This is a genomic window from Jejuibacter sp. L23 (genome assembly GCF_050815825.1).
In the GTDB taxonomy this organism is placed as follows: domain Bacteria; phylum Pseudomonadota; class Gammaproteobacteria; order Enterobacterales; family Enterobacteriaceae; genus Jejubacter; species Jejubacter calystegiae.
In genome coordinates, this window is sequence record NZ_CP138199.1 from 2193620 (window position 1) to 2208162 (window position 14543).

Below are 14543 nucleotides of genomic sequence, written 5' to 3' on the forward strand. Positions count from 1 at the left end.
GGTTGGGGTTGCATTAGGGCTTGCTTCTTTTGCTACCTCTGAAGTTGGCAAAGAATGGGGTGATAAGATCCTCAATGCGATAATAAATAATGGTATTGTCGACCCTACAACAGGGCAGGTTTTGTTACCCCCCAATTATCCCCTTGATGGCCCCGATCCTGATGACCCTGCCTCAACAGAGGGATGCGGACCGGATAAATCAGGTGCCGAGGCAGAGTCCAGTCCGATTATTATCGATCTTGATGGTGATGGGGTCGAAACGGTTGCCATTAACCATGGCGTATTTTTCGATCATGATGGTAACCGCTTTGCCGAGAGTACCGGTTGGGTAGCGCCAGATGACGGACTGCTGGTACATGACCGCAATGGTGATGGCGTTATTGATTCAGGCAGGGAACTGTTTGGTAACAATACGCTTTTGCAGAGTGGAGAGCGGGCAGCGAATGGTTACCAGGCGCTAAAGGAGCTGGATGAAAACCAGGATGGTGTGATTGACCATCTGGATTCTGCCTGGCAAAAGTTGCAAATCTGGCAGGATAGTAACAGCAATGGTCAGGTTGATGAAGGAGAGCTGCTTTCGCTGGATGAAACTGGTATTGCCAGTATTGGTACGGATTATACAAACTCTAAATATATCGATAATCAGAGCAATACCCATAAGCAGACCGGTAAAATCACCTGGCAGGATGGTTCGACGGGGCAAAGCGCTGATGTCTGGTTTAACAGTAATAAAGGCAACTCACGCTATATTGGTGAAGTTTATATCCCGGAAGCTCTTCGCGAACTCCCCTATATTCGTGGATTTGGTAATCTGGCCGATCTGCATATTGCGATGAGTCAAAACTCAGAATTGCAGAAGCTCATCGAAATGTATGTGTCAGAACCACAGTCATCACTGATTCAGGATATTATTTACGCCTGGGCAGGTGTGTCTGATATGGATCCGAAGAGTCGCGGTAATGCTATTGATGCGCGTCAGTTAGCCGTGTTGGAAACAGCTACCGGTGAGGGCTATAATAATAAATATAACGGTCAAAACCCACTAGCAAATGCGGCATTGTTACTCAAGAAAGAGTTTAGCCAGTTTGCCGGTTATATTGAGGCTCAGTTACTGGCGCAGACGCAGTTTGAAAATGAATTTGAGTTAATTCATTTTGAGCTAAAAGATGACCTTAGTGGAGTGAAAATCAATTTTGACGACTTTGAGGCACACCTTGCTTCGCTGAAAAATACGGATATGGTCCGTTATTTACAGTTAAGCAACGTATTCTATGGATACCTTGAATATAGCCCCTCATTAAACGATGTCCGACAAAACCTTGGAATACCAGCAGAGAATACATTTATTGGTAGCCGCGTAAATGATGTACTGCGAGGGAGTGCTGGTAATGATGTTCTTTTCGGCGATGAGGGCAACGACTCCCTGTATGGCGGTAACGGTAACGACGTACTGGTCGGTGGAACAGGTAATGACTATCTGGAAGGCGGCTCAGGCAACGACACCTACCTGTTTAACCGGGGTGACGGCAGCGATACGATTTATGAAATCGGTGGTAACGATACCCTGCAACTGGGGCCGGATATCACGGCAGACCAGGTGTGGCTGGCGCGTCAGGTGACCACAGGGTTGTACGGTACAGACAGTCTGGTTATCGGCCTGGCTGGCAGTGACGATCGCATCACCATTAAGAGCTTTTTTAGCAGCAGCGCGCGGCAGCTGGAGCAGATAGTGTTTGCAGATGGCACGGTGTGGAGTCTGGAGACCATCAAGGCGAAGCTGCTGGAGGGAACAGAAGCCGCCCAGACGCTGCGGGCCTATGAGGAAGGCAGTGAAATCCACGCCGGTGGCGGTAATGATGTGCTGTATGGCGGTAGCGGTGACGATATGCTGTCCGGCGGAACAGGTAATGACTATCTGGAAGGCGGCTCAGGCAACGACACCTACCTGTTTAACTGCGGTGATGGCAGCGATACGATTTATGAAATCGGCGGTAGCGATACCCTGCAACTGGGGCCGGATATCACGGCAGAGCAGGTGTGGCTGGCGCGCCAGGTGACCACAGGCCTGTACGGTACAGACTCAGACAGTCTGGTTATCGGGCTGGCTGGCAGTGACGATCGCATCACCATTCAGAACTTTTTTAGCAGCAGCGCGCGGCAGCTGGAGCAGATTGTGTTTGCCGACGGCACGGTGTGGAGTCTGGAGACCATCAAGGCGAAGCTGCTGGAGGGAACAGAAGCCGCCCAGACGCTGCGGGCCTATGAGGAAGGCAGTGAAATCCACGCCGGTGGCGGCAATGACGTGCTGTATGGCGGCAAAGGGGCAGACCGGCTGTACGGTGATGAGGGCAACGACTCCCTGTATGGCGGTAGCGGCAATGATGTGCTGTCCGGCGGGGCAGGTAATGACTATCTGGAAGGCGGTTACGGTAACGACACCTACCTGTTTAACCGGGGTGACGGCAGCGATACGATTTATGAAATCGGTGGTAACGATACCCTGCAACTGGGGCCGGATATCACGGCAGACCAGGTGTGGCTGGCGCGCCAGGTGACCACAGGCCTGTACGGTACAGACTCAGACAGTCTGGTTATCGGGCTGGCTGGCAGTGACGATCGCATCACCATTCAGAACTTTTTTAGCAGCAGCGCGCGGCAGCTGGAGCAGATAGTGTTTGCAGATGGCACGGTGTGGAGTCTGGAGACCATCAAGGCGAAGCTGCTGGAGGGAACAGAAGCCGCCCAGACGCTGCGGGCCTATGAGGAAGGCAGTGAAATCCACGCCGGTAGGGGGAATGATGTGCTGTACGGCGGTAAGGGGGAAGACCGGCTGTACGGTGATGAGGGCAACGACTCCCTGTATGGCGGTAGCGGCAATGATGTGCTGTCCGGCGGGGCAGGTAATGACTATCTGGAAGGCGGTTACGGTAACGACACCTACCTGTTTAACCGGGGTGACGGCAGCGATACGATTTATGAAATCGGTGGTAACGATACCCTGCAACTGGGGCCGGATATCACGGCAGACCAGGTGTGGCTGGCGCGCCAGGTGACCACAGGCCTGTACGGTACAGACTCAGACAGTCTGGTTATCGGGCTGGCTGGCAGTGACGATCGCATCACCATTCAGAACTTTTTTAGCAGCAGCGCGCGGCAGCTGGAGCAGATAGTGTTTGCCGACGGCACGGTGTGGAGTCTGGAGACCATCAAGGCGAAGCTGCTGGAGGGAACAGAAGCCGCCCAGACGCTGCGGGCCTATGAGGAAGGCAGTGAAATCCACGCCGGTGGAGGTAATGACGTGCTGTACGGCGGCAAGGGGGAAGACCGGCTGTACGGTGACGAGGGCAACGATACCCTGCGTGGTGATAACGGTAACGATGTGCTGGAAGGCGGTGCAGGTAACGATTCCCTGTACGGCGGTAACGGTAACGACGTACTGGCCGGTGGAACGGGCAATGACTATCTGGAAGGCGGCCTGGGCAACGACACCTACCTGTTTAACCGCGGAGACGGCAGCGATACGATTTATGAAGTCGGCGGTAGCGATACGCTGCAGCTGGGGCCGGATATCACGGCAGAGCAGGTGTGGCTGGCGCGTCAGGTGACCACAGGCCTGTACGGTACAGACAGTCTGGTTATCGGGCTGGCTGGCAGTGACGATCGTATGACCATTAAGAGCTTTTTTAGCAGCAGCGCGCGGCAGCTGGAGCAGATTGTGTTTGCCGACGGCACGGTGTGGAGCCTGGCGGAGATCAAGGCGAAGCTGCTGGAGGGGACAGAGGTCGCCCAGACGCTGCGGGCCTATAAAGAAGGCAGTGAAATTCACGCCGGCGGCGGTAATGACGTGCTGTACGGCGGCAAGGGGGAAGACCGGCTTTACGGTGACGAGGGCAACGATACCCTGCGTGGTGATAACGGTAACGATGTGCTGGAAGGCGGTGCGGGCAACGATTCCCTGTACGGCGGTAACGGTAACGACGTACTGGCCGGTGGAACGGGCAATGACTATCTGGAAGGCTACTCGGGCAACGACACCTACCTGTTTAACCGCGGTGACGGTCAGGATGTGATTTATAACTACGACAGCAGCAGTAACCGGCAGGACGTGCTGAAGTTTGGCGAGGATGTTGCGGCGGAGCAGGTCAGACTGTCACGCAGTGGCGATCATCTGGTTATCCACTTTGCCGACAGCACGGACAGGGTAACGGTTAATTACTATTTCTACAAGCAAAGTTACCGTCTGGATAAAATCACCTTCGCCGATGGATCAAACTGGCTGTTCGAGGATATCCGCAGTCACCTTGAAGAGGGGATTCCACTGCCGGTCGCCTCGCAGGAGGATAGCGTCAGCCTGCTGCGCCAGGCGATGAGCACTTTTGCGGGGGACGATGACGGTGATGTTGCTGAGTCCGGAGGGGAGCTGATGCTGGCCGCAGCGCAGACGCTACCCGTAGGCAGAGCGCAGGCTTTCATCTGATCTAATTTAGTCATCTGAACCAGGAACACTCCCTTTTATTAAAGGGAGTGTTTCCTTACGTTTTACAGGACCAAAAAAGGAATAAGGATGTCCGTGGAGCAGAATGGATTATGGCAGTCGTTCGAGTTAATTGCTCAATACTGGGAAGTGTCAGTAAATATTGACAGCTTACAGCAACAGTTCTATGTCGATAAACGACATGACAGCCAGACTCAATTTATTCGTGCAGTACGTAGTAGCGGCCTGAAGTGTCGTCATATAAAGAATATCAATGCACTACGGCGAAAAATACCGCTTCCCGCCGTGGTTTACCTGCCAGACAGAGGCTATGTAGTCCTGGCAGCCATAAAAGATCAACAATGGCTAATTCAACAGCCGGGTGCCAGACAGCCCGAAGCTATCACTATTGATCCAGGAACCGTATATCCCGCGTTTTTATTCACCCGCCGTTTATCGCTGGAATCTCTGGAGCGGGAATTTAACATACAGTGGTTTGCCCGGGCTTTTTTGCGTTATAAAAAACTGGTCGGTGAAGTTCTGATGGCCTCGTTTTTCATGCAGATACTGGCGCTGGTGTCACCACTGTTTTTTCAGGTAGTGGTGGATAAGGTTCTGGCACACCAGAGTCTGAGTACCCTGGATGTGCTGGCGTTGGGTATGTTGTTTATCGCTCTTTTCGACGTTGTCCTCGGTGGATTACGTAATTATCTGCTGGCGCATACCTCACAGCGTATTGATGTTACGCTAAGTTCGTTACTCTATAAGCACCTTCTCGCGTTGCCGCTGGCTTATTTTAAACAGCGTCAGACGGGAATTACCGTTGCCCGGGTTCATGAGCTGAAAACGGTGCGCGAGTTTCTGACCGGTAGTGCGTTAACGCTGTGTCTGGATATTCTGTTTACTCTGGTCTTTTTTGTCGTAATGGCTTTTTACAGCATTCCGCTGACGCTGATTGTGGTGGTTTCGCTGGTACCTTATATCCTGCTATCCATCTTTATTACGCCGATTCTTCGAAAGCGGCTGGATGAACAGTTTCATCAGGGAGCCAAAAACCAGGCGTTCCTGGTGGAAAGTATTACCGGTATTGAGCCAGTAAAAGCGATGGCGGTGGAAAATCATATGACCCGCCGCTGGGATGAACAGATTGCCGCCTTTGTGACCAGCAGTTTTAAAACGCAGAATCTGGGTAATATCGCCGGACAAATATCACAGATGGTCAGTAAGGTTACCAGTGTGGCTATTCTGTGGTACGGCGCGCAACTGGTCATTAACGGTGATCTCACTGTCGGAGCGCTCATCGCCTTTAATATGTTTGCCGGGCAGGTAACCGCACCGGTATTACGCCTGGTACAGTTGTGGCAGGACTTTCAGCAGGTATCCATTTCGGTAAAGCGATTGGGCGATATTCTCAATGTGGTGCCGGAACATCAGCAGAGCAGCGGTAATACCCTGGCGGAAATTAAGGGCGCGGTTCGTTTTTCCGGCGTGGCTTTTAGCTACCGGCAGGATGCCGCCCGGGTGGTGAATAGCGTGGATCTGTCGGTCAGACCGGCAGAGGTTATCGGTATTGTTGGGCGCTCCGGGTCGGGTAAAAGCACGCTTACCCGTCTTATTCAACGGCTTTATGTCCCCACCGAGGGGCAGATTTTTATCGACGGTATCGATATTGCCCATATCGATCCGCAGTGGTTGCGCAGGCAGATTGGCGTGGTGTTGCAGGAGACGCAGCTATTTAACGGTACTGTGCGGGAAAATATTGCGCTCACGATACCGGATGCGTCGCTTGAACAGGTTATCGCGGCGGCGGAGCTTGCAGGCGCTCATGAGTTTATCAGTGAGTTTCCCCTCGGCTATGACACCCCGGTAGGTGAGCATGGGGGCCAGCTGTCAGGGGGACAGAAGCAGCGCATCGGTATTGCGCGTGCGCTAATGGCTCGCCCTGCCATTCTGATTTTTGATGAAGCGACCAGTGCGCTTGACTATGAATCTGAAAGGGTGGTTCAGCAAAATATGGCGCGAATCTGCCAGGGAAGGACGGTGTTTATCATCGCCCATCGCCTCTCTACCGTGCGACATGCCAGCCGGATCGTGGTGATGGATAAAGGGAATATTATCGAACAGGGCACGCACCAGCAGCTTTTAATGCAGCAGGGAACGTACAGCCATCTGTATCGGTTACAGAGTGAGGCGATCGCGTATGAAGAGTGAACATCACGACTTTTTACCCGCCGTGCTGGAAGTTCAGGAGACACCGCCTTCACCGCTTGGCAGGTTGATAATCTGGGTGGTGATAGCACTGATGACTACCTCGGTCTGCTGGGCCGCCTTTAATGAGGTGGATATCGTTGCGGTGACCCGGGGTAAGCTGGCGGTAACCCGGCTCTCGCGGCCCGTTCATGCCGCCGTCACGGCCGATATTGCCGCGGTACTGGTTCGTGAAGGGGAGCGGGTCAACAAAGGGCAGGCGCTGGTAAAACTTAACGATGCGTCACTGCAGGCCCAGCATCAGGAGAACCTGTTACGCCAGCGCCTTAATCGCCTGCATATCGCCCGGCTTGATGTACTGATTGGTCAGTATACGAAGGATAACGGTGAAGCGGTGCTGCCGGCTGAATTGCAGCAAGACAAATCGCCGGAAGTGCTGGCGGTACAGGCTCGTCTTGCGGCAGAAATAGAGGCCGACAGGCAGCAAAAACGTATCGATCGTACCACGCTGACAACGCTTGAGGCGCAACTGGATTCGTATCAGCAGCAGCATCAGATGGCGCAGGCGTTGCTGCCTATCCATCATCGACAGTATCAGGCTATGGAGCAGCTCAATAAAAAGAAAATGACCAGCGATGACAGTCTGCTTGAGTTACGTAAGACCTGGCTGGAGTCCCGATATAACGTCAGCACCATGGAAGCGAAGGTGCGAGAGTCCCGCTCGGGATATGAGCAGCAAGTGGCGGAGCAGGCCGCCCGGACGGCTGGAAATGTGCGCAAAGCCGAAGAGGAACGCAGCGAACGCCTGAATGAAAATGCCTTGCTGCGGATGCAGTTGAAGCAGTTAGATGCACTGCTGGCCCAGTATACGCTGAAGGCACCCGTCGGCGGTAAAGTGGATGCCCTGGCATTCAGAGATGCGGGAGGGGCCGTCGAGGCGGCGCAGGAGGTTCTGAAGATCGTACCGGAAGGCGAAAAAATTGGCGCAGAGGTGTGGGTCAGTAATCAGGATGTCGGTTTTTTACGTATCGGACAATTGGTCACGGTTAAGCTCGATACTTTCGATTTTACGCGCTATGGCTGGGTAAAGGGGCGGCTTATCTATCTGGCGGCCGATGCCACCGAAGACCGGGAAAACGGGTTGATTTATAGGGCCGTGATTGAGCTTGATAGTGATGAACTGACCATAGACGGAGCGTTAAAAAAACTGGAACCGGGGATGTCGGTCAGCGCCGAGATTAAAACCGGTAAGAGAACGCTACTGAGCTACCTGCTGAGCCCGATGCTGGAGGCGCTGGACGATGTAGGTAAACAGCGCTAAGTGTCAGCAAGTGGCAGATACCTGAATCTGCCACTTGCTGGTGCAGGCTGCGCCAAAAAAACGCATTAACCAATCTGAAATTCTATTGCTGATCACAATTACAGAATAATGCTCCGAAAATGCATAACTTCTCTTTCCCATCATTCTACAAATAGCTCTCTTCATTATTTTATGCACTTTTTATGCGCTTTATATGCATATCACCGGCGTTTAACTTATTGATTTTCCGTTGTCGCCTGGGGTTTATGCACTTTTTCGGCTGGCTGGCATAAAGTCTGCAATCTACAGTCAGAAGGTGAGTTGATACTTTTTATTAACAATATCCAAACTAATATTTCACGAGGCCACTATGACCCAGTCCGTTACCCGCGAAGACTTTGATACCTGGATGGTTCCCCTTTACGCGCCGGCCCCGTTTATTCCTGACCGGGGCTTCGGCTCACGGCTGTGGGACAAAGAAGGAAAAGAGTATATCGATTTTGCGGGCGGCATTGCCGCGAATGCTTTGGGGCACGCCCATCCGGCGCTGCGTCAGGCGCTGGAACAGCAGGCCGCAAAACTGTGGCACACCGGGAATGGCTACACCAACGAACCCATTCTGCGTCTGGCGAAGCAGTTGATTGACGCCACCTTTGCGGAACGGGCCTTTTTCTGTAACTCCGGGGCTGAAGCTAACGAAGCTGCCCTGAAGCTGGCGCGCAAGTATGGTCACGATCGCGGTGGCCCGGAAAAGAGCGCGATCCTCGCCTTCGATCGCGCTTTTCATGGCCGTACCCTGTTTACCGTATCTGCGGGTGGTCAGCCTGCCTGGTCCCGTGATTTTGCGCCGCTGCCGCCTGATATCCACCATGTGCCTTATAACGATTTAGAGGCGGCGGCGAAGCTTATCGATGACCGGACCTGCGCGGTGATTGTGGAGCCGGTCCAGGGGGAAGGGGGCGTGATACCGGCGCGGCGTGAATTCCTGGCGGGGCTGCGCGAGCGGTGCGATCGCCACGATGCGCTGCTGATTTTTGATGAAGTTCAGACCGGCGTTGGGCGTACCGGTTCGCTGTACGCCTATATGCACTACGGCGTGACGCCGGATGTCTTAACCAGCGCCAAGGCACTGGGCGGCGGTTTCCCGGTGGGAGCGATGCTGACCACCGACGTTATCGGCCGCACGCTGGGAGTGGGCACCCACGGCACCACCTGGGGCGGTAATCCGCTGGCGGGAGCGGTGGGCGGTCGGGTGCTGGAACTGGTAAACACGCCGGAGCTGCTGGAGGGCGTCAGACAGCGCCACCAGCACTTTATCACCCGGTTGCAGGCCATCAATGCCCGACTGGCGCTGTTTCGCGAGATCCGCGGACTGGGGCTGCTGATTGGCTGCGAACTGCGACCGGAATATGCCGGTCAGGCGAAGACGATTCTGCGGGCCGCTGCCGCAGAAGGTCTGATGATGCTGGTGGCTGGTCCGGATGTGCTGCGCTTTGCCCCATCGCTGATTATCGACGAACAGGATATCGACGAAGGGCTGGAACGTTTTGAGCATGCCTGCCGCAACGTGGTTGGGGAGGGCCGCCTGTGATAGCGATCCGTCCCGCCACCCATGCCGATCTGGGCGGGTTAATAGCGATGCTGGGCAGTGCCGGTAGCGGCCTGACATCGCTTCCCGCCCATGAAGAGACCATCGCGGCGCGTATCGAACGTTCGCTCCAGACCTGGCGCGGCGAGCTGCCGCGTGGGGAGCAGGGCTATGTTTTTATCCTTGAAGAGCTGGAGAGCGGTAAACCGGTAGGGATCTGCGGCATAGAAGTCGCCGTGGGGCTGACCGAGCCCTGGTATAACTACCGGGTGGGGACTCTGGTGCACGCCTCGAAAGAGCTTAACGTTTATAAAGCGCTGCCGACCCTGTTTCTCAGTAACGATCACACCGGCAGCAGCGAGCTCTGTTCACTGTTTCTCGATCCGAAATGGCGCCATGCGGGCAACGGCTATCTGCTCTCTAAATGCCGCTTTCTGTTTATGGCCGCATTTCCGGAGCATTTCAGCAGCAAGCTGGTGGCGGAAATGCGCGGCGTCAGTAGCGAGCAGGGCCAGTCACCGTTCTGGGATAGCCTTGGCAGCCGCTTTTTCGCTATGGATTTCGTTAAGGCGGATTATCTGTGCGGAACCGGACAGAAAGCGTTTATCGCTGAACTGATGCCGAAGCATCCAATCTATACCGACTTTCTCTCCCCCGAAGCGCGGGCGGTTATTGGCGAAGTGCATCCTCAGACGGCACCGGCCCGGTCGGTGCTGGAGGCTGAAGGGTTCCGCTATCGCCACTACATCGACATCTTCGACGGCGGGCCAACGCTGGAGTGCGACCTGGATCAGGTGAGGGCCATCCGCGACAGCCGGATGGTGGAAGTGGCGGTCGGTCAGCCCGCCCGCGATTCCCAGCCGCTGTGCCTGGTGGCGAATGAAAACTATCACCATTTTCGTGCCCTGCTGGTGGCGGCTAATCCCCGGGCGTCGCGCATCGTACTGGATGGCGCAACGGCCGATGCCCTGAAATGCAGTAGCGGTGACCGGGTGCGCCTGGTCCGTCTCGTCCCACAGGAGAAACGCGGATGACACACTGGATTAACGGTCGCTGGCTGCCGGGTAGCGGCACGCCATTTCACAAAACGAACCCGGTAACGGGAGAGACGCTGTGGCAGGGAAACGGCGCCAGTCCGCCAGAGGTGGAAGCGGCCTGCAATGCGGCGCGGGCCGCCTTTCCCGACTGGGCCCGCCGTCCGCTGGAAACCCGCTTTGCGATTCTGGAACGCTTTGCCGCGCTGATGGAGCAGCAAAGAGATGCACTGGCCCAGACCATCGCCCGGGAGACGGGGAAACCCCGCTGGGAGGCGCTCACCGAAGTGACGGCTGCGGTTAATAAAATTGCCATTTCGCTAAAAGCCTGGCATGCCCGCACCGGCGAACAGCGTACGCTGCTGGGTGACGACACAGCGGCCAGCCTGCGTCACCGGCCGCACGGGGTGCTGGCAGTGTTCGGCCCCTATAACTTCCCCTGTCATCTGCCGAATGGTCAGATTGTTCCCGCGCTGCTGGCGGGCAACTGCGTGGTATTTAAGCCCAGCGAGCTGACGCCGGGCAGCGGCGCCGAAATGGTGAAACTCTGGCAGCAGGCGGGTCTGCCGCCCGGGGCGCTGAATCTGGTGCAGGGCGGGTCAGAAACCGGTCAGGCGCTGGCGGGACATCCGGGTATCGATGGCCTGCTGTTTACCGGCAGCGCCGCCACCGGCTATCAGTTACATCGTCAACTGGCCGGTCAGCCGGAAAAGATTCTGGCACTGGAGATGGGGGGCAATAATCCACTGATTGTCGACCAGCCCGACGATATCGATGGCGCGGTGCATCTGACCATTCAGTCGGCCTTTATTACCGCCGGGCAGCGCTGCACCTGCGCACGCCGCCTGCTGGTTAAACGCGGCGCGGCGGGGGATCGCTTTCTTGAACGGCTGGTGACGGTGGCAGAGCGGCTGCGTCCGGCGGCCTGGTATGCCGAGCCCCAACCCTTTATGGGCGGCGTCATTAGCCGTGATGCGGCACAGCGGGTGATGACGGCCTGGCGCCAGCATCTGGCGCGGGGCGGTCGACCGTTACTGGCTCCGGCACTGCTGGATGAGCACAGTTCGCTTGTCGCGCCGGGGATAGTGGAACTGACCGGCGTGACCGGGGTTCCGGACGAGGAGGTCTTCGGCCCACTGCTGGGCGTCTGGCGCTATGACAACTTCGATGAGGCTATCGCTCTGGCGAATGCGACCCGCTACGGTTTGTCGGCGGGGCTGATTTCACCGGATCGGGCGTTGTTTGACCGTCTGTTGCTGGAAGCGCGAGCCGGTATCGTCAACTGGAACCGGCCGTTGACCGGCGCCGCCAGCACGGCGCCCTTTGGCGGCATGGGGGCGTCGGGTAACCATCGCCCGGGAGCCTGGTATATGGCAGATGCCTGTGCCTGGCCGATGGCGAGCCTGGAGAGCGAGCGCTGTCCGCTGCCGCAACAGCTCAGTCCGGGGCTGGACTTTTCCGGAGGTGACGATGAACGCCCGTGAAGCCAACTTTGATGGGCTGGTGGGGCCCACTCATCATTACGCAGGACTGTCGCTGGGCAATGAGGCTTCGATGCGTCACCGTCATCGGGTCGCTAACCCGCGGCTGGCGGCACGTCAGGGATTGCTCAAGATGAAGGCGCTGGCGGATGCCGGTTTCCTTCAGGGGGTCATCCCACCTCAGGAGCGCCCCGGCGTGGCGCTCCTGCGCCAGTTGGGATTCAGCGGCAATGACGGCGCGGTGCTGGAGCAGGTCTGGCGTCAGGCGCCGGGGTTACTGGAAGCGGCCAGTTCGGCTTCGGCCATGTGGGTTGCCAATGCCGCCACGGTATCGCCGTCAGCGGACAGTCAGGATGGGCGGGTGCACTTTACGGTGGCAAATCTGAACAGCAAGTTTCACCGGGCTGTCGAAGCTCGCGTCACCGGGCGAGCGCTGCGCGCCATCTTTGGGGATACCCGTTACTTTGAGATTCATAACGCGCTGCCGCAGGTGGCCGCTTTCGCCGATGAAGGCGCCGCCAACCATAATCGACTCGCCGTGGCTCACGGCGCGCCAGGCATCCAGATTTTTGTCTGGGGGCGGGGCGATGGCGAACCGGGCGAGGGACCGAAGCGCTACCCGGCCCGCCAGACGCTGGCGGCCAGTCAGGCGGTGGCCCGACTGAATCGGGTGGCGTCACATCAGGCGCATTTTGTGCGTCAGAATCCAGAGGTTATTGACTGCGGCGTGTTTCATAACGATGTGATTGCCGTCAGCAACCAGCAGTTGATGCTGTGTCATGAGCGGGCCTTTGTGGAGGCGGAGCCGCTGTGGCAGGCGCTGGGCGAGCGGCTGCCCGGTTTTCAGCTCATCGAGGTGCCGGAGCGTCGGGTATCAGTGGCGGATGCGGTGCAGACCTACCTGTTTAACAGCCAGTTGCTAACGACGTCCGATGGCGGAATGACGCTGGTGCTGCCTGAAGAGGCCCGACGTCATGCGGGCGTGTGGGAGTATCTGAATGAGCTGCTGGCGGAGGATAACCCGATCACCCGGCTGCGGGTGTTCGATCTGCGTGAAAGCATGGCTAACGGCGGTGGCCCGGCCTGTCTGAGGCTAAGAGTGGTGCTGAACGAGGCGGAGCAGTCGGCGGTCAATCCCGGGGTCTGGATGAACGAGGCGCTGTTTAACCGCCTCGACGCCTGGATTGAGCGCCACTACCGGGACCGTTTGATCGCCGATGATTTACGGGATCCGCAACTGCTGGAAGAGAGCAGAACGGCGCTGGATGAGCTGACCGGCATCCTCAGCCTTGGGGCGCTATACGATTTTCAGCGGGAGGTAACGGCATGAGGGATTTTCTGGCCCGGACGCTAAACGGCAGGGCGCCGCAAGCGCAATGCGGCGAGCAGGGCGGTTTTTCGTGGCAGTGGCGGGAGGAGGGGATCCTGAGCATAACGCCAGATGCCGAACCGGTGGGCGATCTGGTCATCTCTGCGGCGATCCACGGTAACGAGACCGCGCCGGTAGAGTTACTGGATGCCATTATCCAGGCCCTGGCGGCGGGGGAATTGCCGCTGCGCTGGCGACTGCTGGTTCTCCTGGGCAATCCCGGTGCCCTGCGCGCCGGGCGTCGCTACCAGGCTCAGGATCTCAACCGTCTGTTTTCGCAAGGCTGGCAGCGCTTTCCTGAGGGGACGGAGAGGGAGCGCGCCAGGCTGCTGGAGCAGCGGCTGACGGAATTTTATCGCGCGCCGCGGCGCTGGCATCTGGATCTACACACCGCGCTGCGAGAATCGCTGCATTCGCGCTTTGGAGTGCTGCCCGCCAGTCAGACTCCGTGGGATGAAGGATTTCTGGCCTGGCTGGGGGCCGCGGGGCTGGAGGCGCTGGTATTCCATCAGTCGCCAGCGGGCACCTTCAGTCACTTCAGCCACGCCTGCTGCGGCGCCCTGAGCGCCACCCTGGAGCTGGGTAAGGCCCGGCCATTGGGTGACAATGACCTGACGCAGTTCAGGCTGGCGGATATGGCCCTGCGTGCGCTGCTACGTGGTGAGACGCCCGTGATGCCTGAGCGACCGCCCCGGCGCTATCGGGTGGTGCGTCAGTTGACTAAACAGAGCGAGGCGTTTGTGCTGCATATGGCGGACCAGACGCCTAATTTTACCGCCTTTCACGCCGGTGACCTACTGGCGGAAGAGTCGGGAAGGCGCTATCTGGCCAGGTATCCTACCGAGTATGTGCTGTTTCCCAACCCCCGAGTGGCGCCGGGGTTACGTGCCGGTTTGATGCTGATAGATGCGGAGTAACATTCCGGCCCGAGTGGCCGGAATTTATTCAGTTAACCGCAAAATATTAAATATTCAGACTGTTCCTGATGTCGGGCTTTATTTCACCAAATAAATCGGTTACCCTTTCTCCATAATTTCTGGCGATTCCCCGGAATTTTATTTTTTGTTACCAGTCTGCATCTGTTCTCCT

Annotated in this window: 8 protein-coding genes; all 8 read left to right on the plus strand. The window is 56.9% G+C overall.

Features of this window, described 5'->3' with window-relative positions:
- Window positions 1-121: 121 nt before the first annotated feature.
- The 8 genes from SCU88_RS10090 (at window position 122) to astE (ending at window position 14371) form a co-directional block, all read left to right on the plus strand.
- Window positions 122-4477 carry a calcium-binding protein gene (locus SCU88_RS10090; RefSeq protein ID WP_431810124.1) on the plus strand — a complete coding sequence of 1452 codons (4356 nt, stop codon included), beginning with the start codon at window positions 122-124 and terminating at the stop codon, window positions 4475-4477.
- An 87-nt stretch (window positions 4478-4564) separates the two neighbouring features.
- Window positions 4565-6685 carry a type I secretion system permease/ATPase gene (locus SCU88_RS10095; RefSeq protein ID WP_175339925.1) on the plus strand — a complete coding sequence of 707 codons (2121 nt, stop codon included), beginning with the start codon at window positions 4565-4567 and terminating at the stop codon, window positions 6683-6685.
- Window positions 6675-8003 (plus strand): HlyD family type I secretion periplasmic adaptor subunit, encoded by a 1329-nt coding sequence (locus SCU88_RS10100; RefSeq protein WP_175339926.1) that lies wholly within the window; start codon window positions 6675-6677, stop codon window positions 8001-8003. The genes SCU88_RS10095 and SCU88_RS10100 overlap by 11 nt, the downstream gene beginning before the upstream one ends.
- A gap of 349 nt (window positions 8004-8352) precedes the next feature.
- Window positions 8353-9573, plus strand: coding sequence for an aspartate aminotransferase family protein (locus SCU88_RS10105; protein WP_138097196.1), 1221 nt, complete (start codon window positions 8353-8355; stop codon window positions 9571-9573).
- The gene (gene astA, locus SCU88_RS10110) at window positions 9570-10604 is read left to right on the plus strand and encodes an arginine N-succinyltransferase (protein ID WP_175339927.1); all 1035 of its coding nucleotides are present in this window, start codon (window positions 9570-9572) and stop codon (window positions 10602-10604) included. The genes SCU88_RS10105 and astA overlap by 4 nt, the downstream gene beginning before the upstream one ends.
- Window positions 10601-12088, plus strand: coding sequence for a succinylglutamate-semialdehyde dehydrogenase (gene astD / locus SCU88_RS10115; protein ID WP_175339928.1), 1488 nt, complete (start codon window positions 10601-10603; stop codon window positions 12086-12088). Before astA ends, astD begins: the two co-directional genes overlap by 4 nt.
- On the plus strand, window positions 12075-13415 hold the full coding sequence (astB, locus tag SCU88_RS10120) for an N-succinylarginine dihydrolase (protein ID WP_175339929.1): 1341 nt from the start codon (window positions 12075-12077) through the stop codon (window positions 13413-13415). Before astD ends, astB begins: the two co-directional genes overlap by 14 nt.
- On the plus strand, window positions 13412-14371 hold the full coding sequence (gene astE, locus SCU88_RS10125) for a succinylglutamate desuccinylase (RefSeq protein ID WP_175339930.1): 960 nt from the start codon (window positions 13412-13414) through the stop codon (window positions 14369-14371). Before astB ends, astE begins: the two co-directional genes overlap by 4 nt.
- Window positions 14372-14543: the final 172 nt, after the last annotated feature.